The 16042-nt window shown below is 63.8% G+C and carries 17 protein-coding genes and 1 riboswitch; of the genes, 7 read left to right on the plus strand and 10 right to left on the minus strand.

Translation table 11 applies throughout. From position 1 onward, the window contains the following. Nucleotides 1-7 precede the first annotated feature (7 nt). The 3 genes from ACYVKR_RS19635 to ACYVKR_RS19645 are packed head-to-tail and all read right to left on the minus strand — an operon-like array spanning nt 8 to nt 2030. Nucleotides 8-1192, minus strand: a complete 1185-nt coding sequence (locus ACYVKR_RS19635; RefSeq protein WP_460482642.1) for a hypothetical protein — start codon at nt 1190-1192, stop codon at nt 8-10. Nucleotides 1193-1233: 41 nt separating this feature from the next. Further along, nucleotides 1234-1683: a YdcA family protein gene (locus tag ACYVKR_RS19640; RefSeq protein ID WP_460482643.1), complete on the minus strand. Its 450-nt coding sequence runs from the start codon at nt 1681-1683 to the stop codon at nt 1234-1236. A 53-nt stretch (nt 1684-1736) separates the two neighbouring features. Continuing rightward, nucleotides 1737-2030, minus strand: a complete 294-nt coding sequence (locus ACYVKR_RS19645; RefSeq protein WP_460482644.1) for a hypothetical protein — start codon at nt 2028-2030, stop codon at nt 1737-1739. A gap of 132 nt (nt 2031-2162) precedes the next feature. Here ACYVKR_RS19645 and ACYVKR_RS19650 point away from each other — a divergent pair, with 132 nt between their 5' ends. Beyond that, nucleotides 2163-2879, plus strand: coding sequence for an ArsR/SmtB family transcription factor (locus tag ACYVKR_RS19650; protein WP_460482645.1), 717 nt, complete (start codon nt 2163-2165; stop codon nt 2877-2879). Nucleotides 2880-3168: 289 nt separating this feature from the next. Beyond that, the gene (locus ACYVKR_RS19655) at nt 3169-3900 is read left to right on the plus strand and encodes a TorF family putative porin (RefSeq protein ID WP_460482646.1); all 732 of its coding nucleotides are present in this window, start codon (nt 3169-3171) and stop codon (nt 3898-3900) included. Nucleotides 3901-3902: 2 nt separating this feature from the next. Here the strand turns inward: ACYVKR_RS19655 and corA are convergent, their stop codons facing one another. After that, nucleotides 3903-4877, minus strand: a complete 975-nt coding sequence (corA, locus tag ACYVKR_RS19660) for a magnesium and cobalt transport protein CorA (RefSeq protein ID WP_460482647.1) — start codon at nt 4875-4877, stop codon at nt 3903-3905. Nucleotides 4878-5023: 146 nt separating this feature from the next. Between corA and ACYVKR_RS19665 the strand changes: the two genes are divergently transcribed. Continuing rightward, complete coding sequence (locus ACYVKR_RS19665; protein ID WP_460482648.1) at nt 5024-5452, plus strand: nuclear transport factor 2 family protein; 429 nt, start codon at nt 5024-5026, stop codon at nt 5450-5452. Nucleotides 5453-5560: 108 nt separating this feature from the next. Here the strand turns inward: ACYVKR_RS19665 and thiC are convergent, their stop codons facing one another. The 3 genes from thiC to ACYVKR_RS19680 all read right to left on the minus strand — a co-directional run bounded on the left by thiC (nt 5561) and on the right by ACYVKR_RS19680 (nt 9501). Next, nucleotides 5561-7495 (minus strand): phosphomethylpyrimidine synthase ThiC, encoded by a 1935-nt coding sequence (gene thiC / locus ACYVKR_RS19670; RefSeq protein WP_460482649.1) that lies wholly within the window; start codon nt 7493-7495, stop codon nt 5561-5563. Nucleotides 7496-7720: 225 nt separating this feature from the next. After that, nucleotides 7721-7848, minus strand: a riboswitch (TPP riboswitch). 29 nt (nt 7849-7877) lie between these two features. Next, a complete protein-coding gene (cysE, locus tag ACYVKR_RS19675; RefSeq protein ID WP_460482650.1) occupies nt 7878-8657 on the minus strand; it encodes a serine O-acetyltransferase in 780 nt (259 codons plus the stop codon). A 43-nt stretch (nt 8658-8700) separates the two neighbouring features. Continuing rightward, a complete protein-coding gene (locus ACYVKR_RS19680; RefSeq protein ID WP_460482651.1) occupies nt 8701-9501 on the minus strand; it encodes an RNA methyltransferase in 801 nt (266 codons plus the stop codon). Nucleotides 9502-9628: 127 nt separating this feature from the next. Here ACYVKR_RS19680 and ACYVKR_RS19685 point away from each other — a divergent pair, with 127 nt between their 5' ends. After that, nucleotides 9629-10525 carry an inositol monophosphatase family protein gene (locus ACYVKR_RS19685; RefSeq protein WP_460482652.1) on the plus strand — a complete coding sequence of 299 codons (897 nt, stop codon included), beginning with the start codon at nt 9629-9631 and terminating at the stop codon, nt 10523-10525. 102 nt (nt 10526-10627) lie between these two features. Here ACYVKR_RS19685 and phbB read toward each other — a convergent pair whose 3' ends face one another. The 3 genes from phbB to ACYVKR_RS19700 all read right to left on the minus strand — a co-directional run bounded on the left by phbB (nt 10628) and on the right by ACYVKR_RS19700 (nt 14596). Continuing rightward, the gene (gene phbB / locus ACYVKR_RS19690) at nt 10628-11365 is read right to left on the minus strand and encodes a Rossmann-fold NAD(P)-binding domain-containing protein (RefSeq protein WP_460482653.1); all 738 of its coding nucleotides are present in this window, start codon (nt 11363-11365) and stop codon (nt 10628-10630) included. A gap of 238 nt (nt 11366-11603) precedes the next feature. After that, nucleotides 11604-12785 carry an acetyl-CoA C-acetyltransferase gene (locus ACYVKR_RS19695; protein WP_460482654.1) on the minus strand — a complete coding sequence of 394 codons (1182 nt, stop codon included), beginning with the start codon at nt 12783-12785 and terminating at the stop codon, nt 11604-11606. A gap of 98 nt (nt 12786-12883) precedes the next feature. Continuing rightward, nucleotides 12884-14596: a PHA/PHB synthase family protein gene (locus ACYVKR_RS19700; protein WP_460482655.1), complete on the minus strand. Its 1713-nt coding sequence runs from the start codon at nt 14594-14596 to the stop codon at nt 12884-12886. A 227-nt stretch (nt 14597-14823) separates the two neighbouring features. Here ACYVKR_RS19700 and ACYVKR_RS19705 point away from each other — a divergent pair, with 227 nt between their 5' ends. The 3 genes from ACYVKR_RS19705 to ACYVKR_RS19715 all read left to right on the plus strand — a co-directional run bounded on the left by ACYVKR_RS19705 (nt 14824) and on the right by ACYVKR_RS19715 (nt 16028). Beyond that, nucleotides 14824-15009, plus strand: a complete 186-nt coding sequence (locus tag ACYVKR_RS19705) for a hypothetical protein (RefSeq protein ID WP_460482656.1) — start codon at nt 14824-14826, stop codon at nt 15007-15009. Between the two features lie 153 nt (nt 15010-15162). After that, nucleotides 15163-15411 (plus strand): GlsB/YeaQ/YmgE family stress response membrane protein, encoded by a 249-nt coding sequence (locus ACYVKR_RS19710; protein ID WP_460482657.1) that lies wholly within the window; start codon nt 15163-15165, stop codon nt 15409-15411. An 86-nt stretch (nt 15412-15497) separates the two neighbouring features. Continuing rightward, nucleotides 15498-16028 carry a hypothetical protein gene (locus ACYVKR_RS19715; protein WP_460482658.1) on the plus strand — a complete coding sequence of 177 codons (531 nt, stop codon included), beginning with the start codon at nt 15498-15500 and terminating at the stop codon, nt 16026-16028. Nucleotides 16029-16042: the final 14 nt, after the last annotated feature.

A 16042-nucleotide genomic window follows, 5' to 3' on the forward strand; every position in this document is an offset into this window, starting at 1 on the left:
CAAGCGGCTACTGCAAACACATGGACATCGGTATTTTCGTATCGCGCCCTACCGAGAAGGCAGTTTCCATCAGATGCGAATACACCACCTGCCAATCCAGCTTCTGGTCCACAGCACCGATCAGCCAAGCGCCAACGACCACGGGACTATTGCCATAGACATGCGTACCCTGAGTGATCAAAGGTTTGAACCATGAGGGGAATTTATCCTTCTGCCCATGTTCTTTGTGATTCTGCTCATTGTAATTGTAGGCATCATAAAGAACGGCTTTCACCATGCCATCTGCATCCTGCCGTACTCGACACGTATGTGCAGGAGAAAATGAATCCTGAAGTATATGCAGCATGGTTCCCAGCGCCACATCCGGAGTGATTTGGTTGCGATACGCCAGAGAAGCTGCGTCACTGGGCCCCACTCTGGCCAGGAGCGAGCGCACCTTGACGTTGGCGGGATTGCTCAGACAGAGGTTCTTGGCAATGGAGGGCAATCGTAGACGCTCCTCATCCTCAGGGGTGAGAGGATCCGTCGGCCTGATTTCCCCAATGGCAACCTTGTAGGCAAACTCCATCCACACCATGGCATTCGCGGTCGTTTGCTCCACCCGCTCTTTCGCCGTATGGTTTTGGTCCAACGTCGACATGAAATGCAGATGCTGCAGAGATCCAAAATGCGACCATCGCGGCAAATGCTGCTCTCTTCTCACGTCGCAATTCTCCACATCACCTTGATAGTGCGATCGCTCGCCTATATCAAATACCTGCTTGAATTTATATGCCCCCTTGGTAAAGTCCAGCCCACTGCCCCAAAGGTACATGAGCGGATCGTCGTTCCACCATGTTCCCTGCATCAAAGCCAGCGTATGGTGCCAGACACCGTCTCTCATTGACCAGGGATGCACCGACGAATAGTTGTACGCGAGTCGGCCAGTGGGATCGAATTTATTGCGTGACCAATGAACCGGGGCCCCATACGTATGGATGGTGGCCAGCGTCATATGCTCATGCACTGCCAGTTGCAACTGAGCATCTGCGATCGCACATGGGTTCCCCTTCCAAACTGGCTCCTGCGACGGACTGCCATCTGTTATGGTAAGAACTCGCATGCATGGATTCAGCTTGAAAGCCCAGGCCTCGCCTGAAAACAAGCCAAACGCCAAGATCAATCCCAGTATTGATCGAAAAATCATTTTCATCCCCCGTTTCTTTCTAATTTTCTCAGCACGAACTCCATCACTTATTTCCTGACGTAGCTCTTATTACCTGTGTCGCTTATGCAGTATTGTCCACCCCGTGGTCCGGTGCAAACTCTCCCCTGGCGGCAAGAGCATCCTCCATCCGAGCCGGCACTGAGCCTATTTGTAGGCGCCGGCGATAGCAGCATTCGCGGCGCACCACCCCCCAACTCCGCTTGGCAGTTGCGCTGGCTTGCACTGATAGAACCGTCATTGCATACAAATCGTTCCCCGGCACAATGTGCCACCCCGCCTTTTCGTCCACTATAGGGATAGTTGGCTGCATGCGTGGTGGCTGCCAATACTGAGAGCAATAAGACAGCGAGCATCATCTTCATGGCAATACCGGGATGGGATTGAAAATGAAAGCCACATTGTCCCGGTTTGCCATCAGCAAACCAGCCCATGCCCCAACCAAGCTTCTTGATCGCACACACAAACCCATCCACCATGCCGTAACAATTTGTGCAAATATTAGCCTATATCGCGGCCTGATATCTGCCATTCATTGCAGATTCAAGATAATCCCAGCATCCAGGGGCAGGCAAGGCACCATGTTCGCTCTCAAAAAAGAAGCGTCCAGCGCTTGAAAAGCAATAGATTCAGAAACAAATACATCACAACCCGAATAAAACAAGGCGCTAGACGCTATCTTTTCTATATCGATGGCTCTTGCAGGAAAGCACCCCCAACTCAGGCCCGGGCTGTCCGGCCCAGCATCACCGCCGCCAGAACTGGCGGCGACGGTCGTCGCCACGACGGCATGGCGGCCCGGCAAGGGCATGGCTGCAGAAGGCATGGTGGATAGCTCATGGAACAAGGGATGCCCCACTTTGCCGCCCCCCGCCGCCGCGATGCTTCGGCGCGCGCCGAAGCATCGCCGTCCGAAAAATGGCTAAGCTGGCCGGGCCTGAACAAAGGAGCCCCCGCCATGGTTAGCACCGCCTCATTGGCCGAAACCGCATCGCTCATCGGAGACCTGGCGCGCGCCAGCATGCTGGCCGCGCTGATGGACGGGCGCGCCCTCACGGCCGCCGAACTGGCACAAGGGGCCGGCATCACCCCGCAGACCGCCAGCGGGCACCTCGCCAAGCTCACGCAGGCGGGTTTGCTGTCGGTGGAGAAGCAGGGGCGCCACCGCTACCACCGCATCGCCTCGCCGGCCGTGGCACGCCTGCTGGAGAACCTGATGTCGGTCTCCATCGAACGCGACGACGGCGCTTCGCCTCGCGGCCCGAAGGTCGTCACCGGTCCCCGCGACCAGGCGCTGCGCTATGCGCGCACCTGCTACGACCACCTGGCGGGCGAGGTGGGCGTGGCCATCACCGAACGCATGCTGGAGGCCGGCCATATCGAGCTGACCTCCGAGGCCGGCGCGCTGACGCAGTCCGGAGCGCGTTTCCTGCAGGACCTGGGCGTCGCCGTGGACACGGGCGCTCCCGCGCGCCGCGGCTCGCGCCGTGTCTTCTGCCGCCCCTGCCTGGACTGGAGCGAGCGCCGGCTGCACATCGCCGGCGCGTTGGGCGCGAGCCTGTTCCAGCACTATCTGGCGCAGCACTGGATACGGCGCAACGAGGCCGGCCGCTCGGTGAGCGTCACGCCCGAGGGGCACCAGGCCTTTGCCCGCATTTTTGGCCTGCACTTCTAGCGAACGCTGCGCCCGCCCAAAAGCGCAGGCCCGGCCTGCGCTTCTTATTTGATAGCTGCTCGCGCTTGATGGGAAATCGCTACAGCCCTTTTTGGCTTCACCCCCGTGCCCTGGCATCCGGCGCGACCGGGGCTGGGACCACCTCGCCTACACGCGCCCGAAGCCATGGCCCCCGCCGCAGGAGCCGCCTCCTGATCTGAAATTGACGGCCACGCCCGCATTCTTGAGGAAATCTATAGGCGCCTTTTTCTACGCTGGCAGCTTCGTTCATTTCCGCAAGATCGCTTCCATGATTTTCTCTGCCTCCAAGGTGCTCGCCACGGCATGCCTCGCCTCCTTTCCGCTGCTGGCTGACGCGCAGCTCACCGGCAATGTCAGCCTGACGAGCAACTACAAGTTCCGCGGCCAGGACCAGGATGCGTCCAGGGCCCGGGCCATCAAGCCCGCGCTGCAAGGCGGCTTCGACTATGCCTTCGGCGAATCCGGCTGGTACGCGGGCAACTGGAACTCCAGCGTGGACTGGCTGGCCAACAACTCGCTCGAATCCGACCTGTACGGCGGCTACCGGTTCAAGGCCGCTGGCGCGGACTTCGACGTGGGCGCACTGACCTATGTCTACCCCGGCAACCGCAGCGGCAATACCACCGAGCTGTATGGTGCTGCTACCTTGGGGCCCTTCACCGCTAAGTACTCGCACACCGTCTCCAAGGACTACTTTGGCTTTGCTGGCGCCAAGACCGGCTCAGGCCTGAGGGGACGCAACACCGGCTACCTCAACCTGGCATTTGCACAGGAAGTAGCGCCCCGCATCACGCTGAAAGCCGCGGTGGGCTTCACCCGCTTCGCCAGCGGCATCCGGGATACGGGCGTACCCAACTACCTGGACTACAGCCTGGGCGGCGCCTATGACTTCGGCGGCGGCCTCTCGCTCGGCGCTGCCGTGGCGGGTGCCAGCAGGCAGGCCTTCTTCGGCCACGTCAACAAGCCGCGCCTGATCGTCACGCTCAGCAAGACACTCTAGATCTACAGCCAGCCCGCCCGGCGGAAGCGGTAGTAGACATAGCCGCAGACGCTGGCCATGAGCAGCAGCGCGGCGGGGTAGCCGTACTGCCATTTCAGCTCGGGCATGTGCTCGAAGTTCATGCCCCACACGCCCACGAAGGCCGTGCAGATGGCGAAGATGCTGGCCCAGGCCGCCAGCCGCTTGGTGACTTCGTTCTCATCGATGGTGACCAGGGCGAGGTTGACCTGCATCGCCGTAGCGATGGTGTCGCGCATGCCGTCGATGAGCCCATTGATCCGCACCAGGTGGTCAGCCACGTCGCGGAAGTAATCCTGCGACCCGGCGCAGATCTGCGGCACGCGCCCGCCGTGGAGCTTGCTCACCGCCTCCAGCAGCGGCGCAACCGCATGCTTGAGGACCATGGCCCGCTGCTTCAGCCCGTAGAGCTGCTTGATGCTTTCGCGGGCCGCGCGCCGCGTGAAGATCTGCAGCTCCACCTCTTCCAGCTCGGCTTCCAGCGCCTCGATGATGGGGAAATAGCGGTCCACCACCGCATCCATCAGCGCATACAGCACAAAGCCCGAGCCATGCCTGAGCAGCTCAGGCTCGCGCTCGCAGCGGTCCCGCACGCCGAGGAAGCCGTGCTTGCTGCGGTTGCGCACCGACAGCACGTAGTTCGGGCCGACGAACACGTCCACCTCGCCCAGGTTGAACTGGCCGGGCTGCCCGGGGTCCGGCTCCAGCAAGTGCATCACCGCGAACAGGAACTGGCCGTATTCCTCGATCTTGGGCCGCTGGTGCCCGTGGCTCGCATCCTCCACCGCCAATTCGTGCAGGCCGAACTCCTCGCGCATCTCGTCCAGCTCGGCCGGGGTCGCATCGGCCATGGCCACCCAGACAAAGCAGCCCGGGCGGGCAATGTACTCGCTGATGTCGGCCACCGGAATATCCGCCAGCTTGGATCCGTTTTCGTAGGCAACGCAGTTGATCAGCATCGAGATCCTCAGGGGTCATTCGAGGACTTCGATGGTGCCACAAGCGACACCGGCCCAGAGGCTCGCATCGTCTGCCAGGACGATGGCAAACCCGTGGGCGGACGTAGGCTTGCAGGCCTCCACACCCTTCCCACTGAAAGGCCAGAATGACCCTGCAGGAAATCTCCGACAAGCTCGACATCCACGAACTCCTGGCACGGTACTGCCATGCGCTGGACCAGAAGGACTGGCTTGCCTTCCAGGCCGTCTTCACCGCGGATGCGGTGCTGGATTTCACGGCATTCGGTGGCCCCAAGGGGTCGGTGTCCGAGTTGCAGGCCTTCCTGGCGCCCATCCTGGCGAGCCTGGCCTCGTCCCAGCACACGGTATCCACGGTCAAGATCGACCTGGCGGGCGACCGCGCCCTGGCCCGATCGGCCGCCTTGGTGCCGATGACCGCCCCCGCGCCAGACGGCCGGGAGTCCACCTTCGTGAGCGGGCTCTGGTACGAAGACGTGCTGGAGCGCACCGCCGCCGGCTGGAAGATCCGCGAGCGCAAGCAGGTCCGGAGCTGGGCCGCCAACCTGGGCGGCTAGCCGCCACTCCCAGCACCCCACAAAAAAAGCGCAGGCTAGGCCTGCGCTTCTTATTTGATAGCTGCTTGCGCTTGATGGACAAGCGCTAGATCCCTATTTGGCACCAAATCAACGCGCCGTGGTATCCGACGCGATGGGGATATAGAAGTCGCCGCCCGCGCGGTTGAACTCCTCGGCCTTGGCCTGCATGCCCACCGAGATACCCTGCTCCGCCGCCACGCCCTGCGACTTGGCGAAGTCGCGCACCTCCTGCGTGATCTTCATCGAGCAGAACTTGGGCCCGCACATGGAGCAGAAGTGCGCCACCTTGGCGCTGTCCTTGGGCAGGGTCTCGTCGTGGAACTCGCGCGCCGTGTCGGGGTCCAGGCCCAGGTTGAACTGGTCTTCCCAGCGGAAGTCGAAGCGCGCCTGGCTCAGCGCATCGTCGCGCGAGCGCGCGCCCGGGTGGCCCTTGGCCACGTCGGCGGCGTGGGCCGCGATCTTGTAGGCGATGATGCCCTGCTTCACGTCATCGCGGTCGGGCAGGCCCAGGTGCTCCTTGGGCGTCACGTAGCACAGCATGGCGGTGCCGAACCAGCCGATCATGGCCGCGCCGATGGCGCTGGCGATGTGGTCGTAGCCCGGGGCGATGTCGATGGTCAGCGGGCCCAGGGTGTAGAACGGCGCCTCGTGGCAGTGCTTGAGCTGCTCGGTCATGTTGGCCTGGATCATGTGCATGGGCACGTGGCCGGGGCCTTCGATCATGGTCTGCACGTCGTGCTTCCACGCGGTCTGGGTCAGCTCGCCCAGCGTGCGCAGTTCGGCGAACTGGGCCTCGTCGTTGGCGTCTGACGCGCAGCCGGGGCGCAGGCCGTCGCCCAGCGAGAAGCTCACGTCGTACTGCTTCATGATGTCGCAGATGTCCTCGAAGTGCTCGTACAGGAAGCTTTCGCGGTGGTGGGCCATGCACCACTTGGCCATGATGGAGCCGCCACGCGAGACGATGCCGGTGCGGCGCTGCGCCGTGAGGTGGATGTAGGCCAGGCGCACGCCGGCGTGGATGGTGAAGTAGTCCACGCCCTGCTCGGCCTGCTCGACCAGCGTGTCGCGGAAGATCTCCCAGGTCAGGTCCTCGGCGATGCCGCCGACCTTCTCCAGCGCCTGGTAGATCGGCACGGTGCCGATGGGCACGGGCGAGTTGCGGATGATCCAGTCGCGCGTGGTGTGGATGTTCTTGCCGGTCGACAGGTCCATCACGTTGTCGGCGCCCCAGCGGATGGCCCAGACCAGCTTCTCGACTTCCTCTTCGATGCTCGACGTGACGGCCGAGTTGCCGATGTTGGCGTTGATCTTGACCTTGAAGTTGCGCCCGATGGCCATGGGCTCGATCTCGGGGTGGTTGATGTTGGCCGGGATGATGGCGCGGCCCCGCGCCACTTCGTCGCGCACGAACTCGGGCGTGATGATCTTGGGGATCGCGGCGCCCAGGCTGTTGCCGGCCAGGCGGGCTTCGCGGGCGGCGTCCTGCTGGTACTCGGCCATCCATTCGCGGCGGCCGTTCTCGCGCAGCGCCACGTACTCCATCTCGGGCGTGATGATGCCGCGCTTGGCGTAGTGCATCTGGGTCACGTTGCCGCCGGATTTGGCCCGGCGCGGCTGGCGCTGCAGCGCGGCCGCCTCGGCACGCAGCTGGGCCACGCGCGTGTCTTCCTCGCCGCGCTTGCCGCCGTCGTCCAGCGCCACGCGCAGGCGGCCGGAGTAATACTCGCTGTCGCCGCGCGCCTCGATCCAGCTGCCGCGCACGCTGGGCAGGCCACTGCGCACGTCGATGGCCACCGAGGGATCGGTGTAGGGCCCCGAGGTGTCGTACACGCTGACCTGCTCGCCATTGGTGAGCGCGATGTCGCGCACGGGCACGCGCAGCTCGGGGTGCAGGCTGCCGGCAAGGTAGCTCTTTTGCGATGCCGGGAAAGGCTGGCGCGACTGGGTCAGCAGATCGGCAAAGCGTGCAGCGTCGGGCGCGTTGCCGGCGGCCGGGATAAAGATGGATTCGGGGGCGTTCATGAATGGCTCCTTGGAAGGTCAACACACAACAGGTGGTTGCTCCGAGAAGCCTGGCTGGGCCTGGTGCGGGTCAGGTGCCTGGAGACCAGGGCCTGTCCACTGTGCCATCACGATTGGGTACGCGCACCACGGTGCGCGAGCCGGCCCGTGGTGGCAGGAAACTGCTGGCCGGTGGTGCTTGCCTGCCCTCTTGCTTGGGGCCTTATCTACCACCGCAGGGTTTCCTGCATCAAGTTCCGCTCTTCTTCCGCCGGTATGATCCGGATCAAGTTCGTCGGGTTCGTGGGGCCGCTGCGATTTCCATCGCAGGGCCGCTCACATCTCAGCGCATATGCACACCCCGGAGCGCTGGCAAGTATAGGGCAGTTCCGGGGCCTGCGGCCTATTTGCCCACCAAATCGTTCAGCTTGGCGGCCTCGAACTGCTCCTCGCGCGCGGCGTCGCAGGGCACGCAGTCGCCCACCTTGCCCTGCATGGACAGCTTCTCGATGGCCTGCCACAGCAGCGTGATCTGGTGCTCCTGCCCGGCGGCGTTGTCGATCAGCCCGCGCATGGCCTTGGACAGCGGATCGTCCTCCTGCGTGACGCCGTAGGCGGTGAACTTCTTCTCGCCGTGGCTTTCGGTCACGTCGGCGCTGTGCCCGTCCTTGGACGGGATGATGCGCGCCGGAATGCCCACGGCCGTGGCGCCGGCGGGCACGGGCTTGATGACCACGGCATTGCTGCCGATCTTGGCGCCGTCGCCCACCTCGAAGCCGCCCAGCACCTTGGCGCCGGCCGCCACGACCACGTCGCGCCCGAGCGTCGGGTGGCGCTTGGCGCCCTTGTACAGCGAGGTGCCGCCCAGCGTCACGCCGTGGTAGATGGTGCAGCCGTCGCCGATCTCGGCGGTCTCGCCAATGACGACGCCCATGCCGTGGTCGATGAAGACGTTGCGGCCGATCTTGGCGCCGGGGTGGATCTCGATGCCCGTGAGCCAGCGCCCCAGGTGCGAGACGAAGCGCCCCAGCCACTTGAAGCCATGGTTCCAGCACCAATGGGCCGGCCGGTGCAGCCAGATGGCGTGCAGGCCCGGATAACAGGTGATGACCTCCCAGCGGCTGCGGGCCGCGGGATCGCGGTCCAGGATGCACTGAATATCCGAGTTCAGGCGGTCAAGCATGGGGCGGGATTTCCGTTATCGTTGTGTTGTGTGGCCGCACAGTCTAGCGGTTTGCCGCCGCTGCCGTCTGCAGCATGGCCTTGGCAACACCGCGCAGTATGTGGATTTCCTCCTGCGTGAGCTGGGCCCGGTTGAACATCTGGTTGAGCCGCGGCATCAGCTTCTTGGGCGCGGCCGGATCGAGGAAGCCCACCGCCGCCAGCGCCTGTTCCCAGTGGCCCAGCATGCCGGCCACCTGGGCCGCATCGGCGCGCTCGCGCTGGCGCACGGCGTCCTCCACCTCGTAGCCGCCCAGCGCCTGGCGCCAGTCATAGGCCACCACCTGCACGGCCGAGGCCAGGTTCAGCGAGCCGAACTGCGGATTGGTAGGAATCGACAGTGCCACATCGCAGCGGTAGACGTCCTCGTTGGCCATGCCGTAGCGCTCGCAGCCGAAGAGGAAGGCGATGCCGGATTCCTGCGGCACGGCCTGGTCGGCCGGATTTTGAGCATTTTTGGCGTCTAAGGCAGATACAGCATGCACTGACAGCTCACCTTTCAATAGCAGATCGAAATGCTCGCGCGGCGAACGGGCCGGCGGGCCGAAGTCGCGCGGCGTCATCGCGGTGGCGCACAGATGGGTCATGCCGTCCAGCGCCTCTTCCACCGTGGCCACGATGCGGGCGTTGTCCAGCACGTCGAGCGCACCGCTGGCCCGCTGGATGGTCTCGGCCTTGCGCAGCACGTTGGCCCAGCGCGGGCGCACCAGCACGAGGTCGTCGAACCCCATGGTTTTGATGGCGCGGGCGGCCGCCCCCACATTGCCGGCGTGGCTGGTTTCGATCAGGACAAAACGGGTCTTCATAAACAGAGGGCAAGCAAAAGAATGCCGAGCTAGGTACAATCACCCCCCTATTGTCGCCGCCCGCATCGCCGGGCACGGCCAAACCGATCTTCACCCAGCGCGGCAGCTCGCCCGCGCCTTACAACCTATGTCGTCCTCCTCCCTGCACCCCATGCTCAACATGGCCATCAAAGCCGCACGCGCCGCCGGCGCCATCATCAACCGCGCCGCGCTCGACATCGAAGCCGTGCGCGTGTCGCAGAAGCAGGTGAACGACTTCGTGACCGAGGTGGATCGCGCTTCGGAGCAGGCCATCATCGACACCCTGCTCACCGCCTATCCCGACCACGGCATCCTGGGTGAAGAAACCGGCACCGAATACGGCAACCGCGATTCCGACTACGTGTGGATCATCGATCCGCTGGACGGCACCACCAACTTCATCCACGGCTTTCCCGTCTACTGCGTGAGCATCGCGCTGTCGGTGCGCGGCCGCATCGAGCAGGCCGTGGTCTACGACCCCACGCGCAACGACCTGTTCACCGCCACGCGCGGCCGTGGCGCGTTCCTCAACGAGCGCCGCATCCGCGTCTCCAAGCGCACCATGCTGCGCGACAGCCTGATCTCCACCGGCTTCCCCTACCGCCCGGGCGACAACCTGCAGCACTACCTGGCCATGCTGGGCGACGTGATGCAGCGCGCCAGCGGCCTGCGCCGCCCCGGCGCCGCCGCGCTGGACATGGCCTATGTGGCCGCAGGTTTTGCCGACGGCTTCTTCGAAACCGGCCTCAGCCCCTGGGACGTGGCCGCAGGCTCGCTGCTGGTGACCGAGGCCGGCGGCCTGGTCGGCAACTTCACTGGCGAGTCCGACTTCCTGGAACAGCGCGAGTGCCTGGCCGGCAACCCGCGCATCTACGGCCAGCTGGTGGGCATCCTGGGCAAGTACAGCAAGTTCGCCAGCGCCGGCGACAAGGCCGCCGTGCGCTCGGCGCAAGCCGCTGAGCCTCAGGACGAAACCCCGGCCGAAGGCGAAGACGCCGAATAAGCCCAAGCCCCGTTTGGCCCCATGCCCTTGCACGGCGGGGCTGGGCTGCAGGCATAAAAAAGCGCACCTTGCGGTGCGCTTTTTGCATGGGAAGCTGCGCGCTCAGTGCGTGTGCAGACCGCCGTTGACGGAGAACTCGGCACCCGTCGCGTAACCGCCGTCTTCCGAGGCCAGCCAGGCGATGATGGAAGCGATCTCCTTGGGCTCGCCCAGGCGCTTGGTGGGGATGGTGCCCACGATCTTTTCCAGCACGTCAGGGCGGATGGCCTTGACCATGTCGGTGCCGATGTAGCCCGGGCTCACGGTGTTCACCGTCACGCCCTTGCCTGCCAGCTCCTGCGCCAGCGCCATCGAGAAGCCGTGCATGCCGGCCTTGGCGGCGGAGTAGTTGGTCTGGCCAGCCTGGCCCTTGGCGCCGTTCACCGAGCTGATGTTGACGATGCGACCCCAGCCCTTTTCGACCATGTCCGCCACGACCTGCTTGGTCACGTTGAACATGGAGTTCAGGTTGGTCTCGATCACCGCCTGCCAGTCTTCGGGCGACATCTTCACGAACATGCGGTCACGGGTGATGCCGGCGTTGTTCACCAGCACATCGATCTTGCCGTGCTCAGCCTTGGCCTTCTCGAAAGCCTCGACCGTGGAAGCCCAATCGCCCACGTTGCCCACCGATGCGTAGAACGTGTAGCCCAGCGCCTTCTGCTCGTCCAACCATTTCTGGAAGTCGCGAGTCGGACCGCAACCTGCAATCACCTTCAAACCGTCTTGGTGCAAACGCTGGCAGATGGCCGTTCCGATGCCTCCCATGCCACCAGTTACATAGGCCACTTTCTGAGTCATGCAATATCTCCTTTGTGCTTGCGAAATACTCGATAACCACTGTACCCAAGAAATGAGGGGTCGCACTTCTGGTTAATACTCAACGCTATTAAATTTATGGCATTAAGCTTATTCCTGATGCGGGCTACAGCAGCATAAAAAAGAAAAGCGCACTGCTTGCGAGTGCGCTTTTTTGGGAAAACGATGCTCGACTAAGACCCAGGGATTTACATCAGCAAGCCATCGTTTTCCCTGCGTTTTAAACGCGCTCCACGGCCAGTGCCACGCCCATGCCGCCGCCGATGCACAAACCGGCTACGCCACGCTTGGCACCGGTGCGTTGCATCTCGTGCAGCAGAGTCACCAAAATGCGGCAACCGGACGCACCGATGGGGTGGCCGATGGCGATGGCGCCGCCATTGACGTTAACCTTGGACGTGTCCAGGCCCAGCTCCTGGTTCACGGCACAGGCCTGCGCGGCGAAGGCTTCGTTCAGCTCGAACAGGTCGACTTCTTCCTGCTTCCAGCCGGTCTTGGCCAGCACCTTGCGCACGGCGTGCATCGGGCCCATACCCATGATCTTGGGGTCCAGGCCCACGGTGGCAAAGCCGGCGATGCGCGCCAGCGGCGTGGCGCCCAGTTCCTTGGCCTTCTTGGCGCTGACCACCACCACGGCGGCGGCGCCGTCGTTGAGGCCGGAGGCATTGCCTGCCGTCACCGAGCCCGCCTTGTCGAACGCGGGCTTCAGGCCGCCCAGCGCATCGGCATTGGTCTTGCGGTTGATGAATTCGTCGGTCTTGAACTCGACCGGATCGCCCTTGCGCTGGGGAATATTCACGGTGACGATCTCGTCGGCGAACTTGCCGGCATCCTGCGCCGCGGTTGCCTTCTGCTGGCTGGCCAGCGCGAAGGCATCCTGCTTCTCGCGGCTGATCTCGAACTCCTTGGCCACGTTCTCGGCAGTGATGCCCATGTGGTACTGGTTGTACACGTCCCACAGGCCGTCGACGATCATGGTGTCGGTCATCTTCCAGTCGCCCATGCGCTGGCCGTCGCGCGAGCCGTTCAGCACGTGGGGCGACAGGCTCATGTTCTCCTGGCCGCCGGCGACGACCACATCGGCGTCACCGTTGCGGATGGCCTGCGCGGCCAGCATGACGGATTTCAGGCCCGAGCCGCACACTGCGTTGATGGTCAGCGCGGGCGTGCTCTTGGCCACGCCGGCCTTCATCATTGCCTGGCGCGCGGGGTTCTGGCCCACGCCCGCAGCCAGCACCTGGCCCATGATGACTTCGTCCACCTGGTCCGCGCTCACCCTGGCGCGCTGCAGTGCCTCCTTGATGACGGTGGCGCCCAACTCGGTTGCCGGCACCTTGGCCAGCGTACCGCCGAACTTGCCCACGGCGGTGCGTACGGCGGAGATGATGACTGCGTCTTCCATTATGTGTTTCCTTCTGTGTGAAAAATCAAGTGATTGCTTCGATGGGAATCGACCGGCGGCGACGGAGCCGCCGCACGGTCAGCGATCCATCAGGCAGCTCAGGCCTTGTGCAGCACGTAGCTGCCCGGCGCCGGCTCCTTGGACTTGTACTTGCGGGCCCCGCCATAGCTCTTGGGCGCCGCCACCTTCTTGCCGCCGGACTTCTGCAGCCACTCGGCCCAGTCGGTCCACCAGCTGCCGGGGTACTCGTCGGAACCAGCAATCCATTCGTCGACCGAGGCCGGGAACTTGCCGTCCTCGCGCAGCCAATGGCTGCGCTTATTCTTCGTGGGCGGGTTGATCACGCCGGCGATATGGCCCGACGCCCCCATCACGAAGCGCTTCTTGCCCTTGAAGACCTGCGTGCTGGCGTAGGCGCCGCCAATGGGCACGATGTGGTCCTCGCGCGAGCCGTAGAAGTACATGGGCACCTTGACCTTGGACAGGTCGATCTGCTCGCCGCACACCGTCACGCCGCCCGGCTGGATCAGGCGGTTCTCGAGGTAGAAGTTGCGGATGTACCAGGCGAAGTACGGGCCAGGCAGGTTGGTGCAATCGCTGTTCCAGTACAGCAGGTCGAACGGCGGCGGCGTCTCGCCCTTCAGGTAGTTGCCCACCACGTAGTTCCACACCAGGTCCACCGGGCGCAGGAAGCTGAAGGTCGATGCCAGCTCCTGGCCGCGCATCAGGCCACCCTTGCCGATGGACATCTCGCGGAAGCGCACGAAAGCCTCGTCGATGAAGACATCGAGCACGCCGGTGTCGGAAAAGTCGACCAGGGTCGTGAGCAGCGTGGTGCTCGCCACCGAATCGTCGCCGCGCGCGGCCAGCACGCCCAGCGCATTGACCAGCATGGTGCCGCCTACGCAGAAGCCCAGGGTGTTGATCTGCGGCTGGCCGCTGATCTCCTTGGCGACCTCGATGGCACGGATGACAGCGTTCTCGATGTAGTCGTCCCAGGTCTGGTTGCCCAGGCCCTCGTCCGGGTTGCGCCAGCTCACCACGAAGGTGCGGTGCCCCTCGCTGACGGCATAGCGGATCAGCGAATTGTCAGGCTGCAGGTCGAGGATGTAGAACTTGTTGATGCAGGGCGGCACGAACAGCAGCGGCCGCTCGTAGACCTGCGCCGTCAGCGGCTTGTACTCGATCAGCTGGAACAGCTCGTTCTCGTAGACCACGGCGCCTTCGGTGGTGGCCACGTTCTTGCCCACCTCGAACTTCGACTCGTCGGTCATCGAGACATGGCCCTGGCGCAGGTCGTTCAGCAAATTCTGCATGCCCTGGGCCAGGCTCTGCCCCTTGGTGTCGATGGCTTTCTGCTGGGCCTCGGCGTTGAAGGCCAGGAAGTTGCTCGGCGCCATCGCCGCCATCCACTGCTCCACGCCGAAGAGGATGCGCGCCCGCGTCTTCTCGTCGCCGACCACGGCGTCGGCCAGCCCCATCATGGTCCGGGCGTTGAGCACATAGCTGGCCGCGGAAAACGCCGCCAGCGGGTTCTGCTGCCAGGCGGCGGCGGCAAAGCGCTTGTCCTTGATGCCGCCCACCACGCCCTGCGAGCTTTGCTTCCACAACTCCATGGCTTCCTGCAGATACTGCTGCTGCAGCTCCCGCAAGCGGTCCTGGTCGAAGGCAACCGGCGCCGGGATGTCCGCAGCGGTGCCTGCGGGGGCGCCTGGCACATTCTGGAACGCTTTGAGCGCCTGCGCCCAACCGTTGCTCAACATCTGCATCATCTGCTCGTTTCCGGCGCCCCAAAATGCTTGCTGATTCATAGCCTCTGCTCTATCTGGTGGACAATGATCGCCGTATGGCCGAAACGATACGGCAAGGACGGCAGGCCATGGTCCATGTGTCTCCCCTGCACATTCCCGGGAACCATCTTAGATGCAAAAAAGGGGGCCTCAAGCCGTATTTACGCCATATTTCCCCCAATACGCCTGTTTAAAAAATGTACCTGATAGCCATAGCATGGCTCTATGTCGCGGTGATGATGGCCGTTGTGGAAGCAACCAGTTCGCAGGGCAGCCTGCTGGGCGCGTTCTTCACGCTGCTGCTCTATGGATTGCTGCCACTGTCCATCGTGCTGTATGTGGTCGGCACGCCGGCCCGCAAACGGGCGCTGCGCCGCAAGCAGCTCGAAGAGCAGCAGGCCAGCGCGCCGCCCTCCCCGCCGCAGGATCCGTAGCCCACCAGCCACCCCGTATCCGCCGGTTTGTGAATTTTGTTGGGCCCGTGCGGACAGGACGATGAATAGTCCTACACTCCCGCTGCGATCAGGCGGCTAAGCTGCTTCGCAGCAGAGCCTGAGCCCTGTCCTTCACTCTCTGGGAGAAACCAAGTGTCCATCATCGTTACGATTTTTGTAGGTCTGGTTGTCGGCCTGCTGGCGCGCGCGCTCAAGCCTGGCGACGACAAGCTGGGCTGGATCATGACCATCCTGCTGGGCATCGCCGGCTCTTTGCTGGCAACCTATGCCGGCGTGGCCATGGGCTGGTACCGCGAAGGCGAATCCGCCGGCTGGATTGCCTCGATCGTCGGTGCCGTCATCCTGTTGTTCATCTACGGGCTGGTGCGCAGCAAGCGCTGATCCACTCCGACCGGCGGCCGCTTGCACCAGCCACAATGGCATGGCGCAGGCGGCTTTTTCTTTTCCTTTCCTGAAAGCGGTAACCGATGAAGCTGCGCCACCGACCTCGCCAACCCGATGCACTGGAGCTGGCCCATGCCAGCGGCAATGCGGCCCTGGTCGATGCCGTTCAGGCATCGCGCAAGCTGCTGCACCGCAAGGCCCTGATGGCCGCCGTGGCCAGCGCCACCCCGCTGCCCGGGCTGGACATGGCCGTGGATGCCGCGCTGCTGTCGCGGCTGATTCCGCAGATCAACACCCATTTCGGGCTGAGCGATGCGCAGATCGCCAAGCTGACGCCCGAGCGGCGCGACAAGGTGCAGCGCACCGTGAGCATGCTGGGCGGCGTGTTGATCGGCAAGCTGATCACCAAGGACGTCGTGCTGCGCGCGGCGCGCCAGCTGGGCGTGCGCCTGACGGCGCAGCAGGCCTCCAAATACGTGCCCATTGCAGGGCAAGCCGTTTCGGCGGCCCTGGGCTATGCCACACTACGCTACCTTGGGGAGCAGCACTTGCGCGACTGCGTCAAGGTGGCCCATGCGGCAGGCCTGGCGCTGCCGCCGGCGGCCGGCTCCTGATGCCATTTGAGATT

It is taken from the genome of Comamonas humi (assembly GCF_054782535.1).

What these genes read in the sequence shown, in the direction of transcription:
- ACYVKR_RS19635 (WP_460482642.1), bottom strand. Translation starts at nt 1,192, where the DNA reads ATGAAAATGATTTTTCGATCAATACTGGGATTGATCTTGGCGTTTGGC.
- ACYVKR_RS19640 (WP_460482643.1), bottom strand. Translation starts at nt 1,683, where the DNA reads ATGGTGGATGGGTTTGTGTGTGCGATCAAGAAGCTTGGTTGGGGCATG.
- ACYVKR_RS19645 (WP_460482644.1), bottom strand. Translation starts at nt 2,030, where the DNA reads ATGCCTTCTGCAGCCATGCCCTTGCCGGGCCGCCATGCCGTCGTGGCG.
- ACYVKR_RS19650 (WP_460482645.1), top strand. Translation starts at nt 2,163, where the DNA reads ATGGTTAGCACCGCCTCATTGGCCGAAACCGCATCGCTCATCGGAGAC.
- ACYVKR_RS19655 (WP_460482646.1), top strand. Translation starts at nt 3,169, where the DNA reads ATGATTTTCTCTGCCTCCAAGGTGCTCGCCACGGCATGCCTCGCCTCC.
- corA (WP_460482647.1), bottom strand. Translation starts at nt 4,877, where the DNA reads ATGCTGATCAACTGCGTTGCCTACGAAAACGGATCCAAGCTGGCGGAT.
- ACYVKR_RS19665 (WP_460482648.1), top strand. Translation starts at nt 5,024, where the DNA reads ATGACCCTGCAGGAAATCTCCGACAAGCTCGACATCCACGAACTCCTG.
- thiC (WP_460482649.1), bottom strand. Translation starts at nt 7,495, where the DNA reads ATGAACGCCCCCGAATCCATCTTTATCCCGGCCGCCGGCAACGCGCCC.
- cysE (WP_460482650.1), bottom strand. Translation starts at nt 8,657, where the DNA reads ATGCTTGACCGCCTGAACTCGGATATTCAGTGCATCCTGGACCGCGAT.
- ACYVKR_RS19680 (WP_460482651.1), bottom strand. Translation starts at nt 9,501, where the DNA reads ATGAAGACCCGTTTTGTCCTGATCGAAACCAGCCACGCCGGCAATGTG.
- ACYVKR_RS19685 (WP_460482652.1), top strand. Translation starts at nt 9,629, where the DNA reads ATGTCGTCCTCCTCCCTGCACCCCATGCTCAACATGGCCATCAAAGCC.
- phbB (WP_460482653.1), bottom strand. Translation starts at nt 11,365, where the DNA reads ATGACTCAGAAAGTGGCCTATGTAACTGGTGGCATGGGAGGCATCGGA.
- ACYVKR_RS19695 (WP_460482654.1), bottom strand. Translation starts at nt 12,785, where the DNA reads ATGGAAGACGCAGTCATCATCTCCGCCGTACGCACCGCCGTGGGCAAG.
- ACYVKR_RS19700 (WP_460482655.1), bottom strand. Translation starts at nt 14,596, where the DNA reads ATGAATCAGCAAGCATTTTGGGGCGCCGGAAACGAGCAGATGATGCAG.
- ACYVKR_RS19715 (WP_460482658.1), top strand. Translation starts at nt 15,498, where the DNA reads ATGAAGCTGCGCCACCGACCTCGCCAACCCGATGCACTGGAGCTGGCC.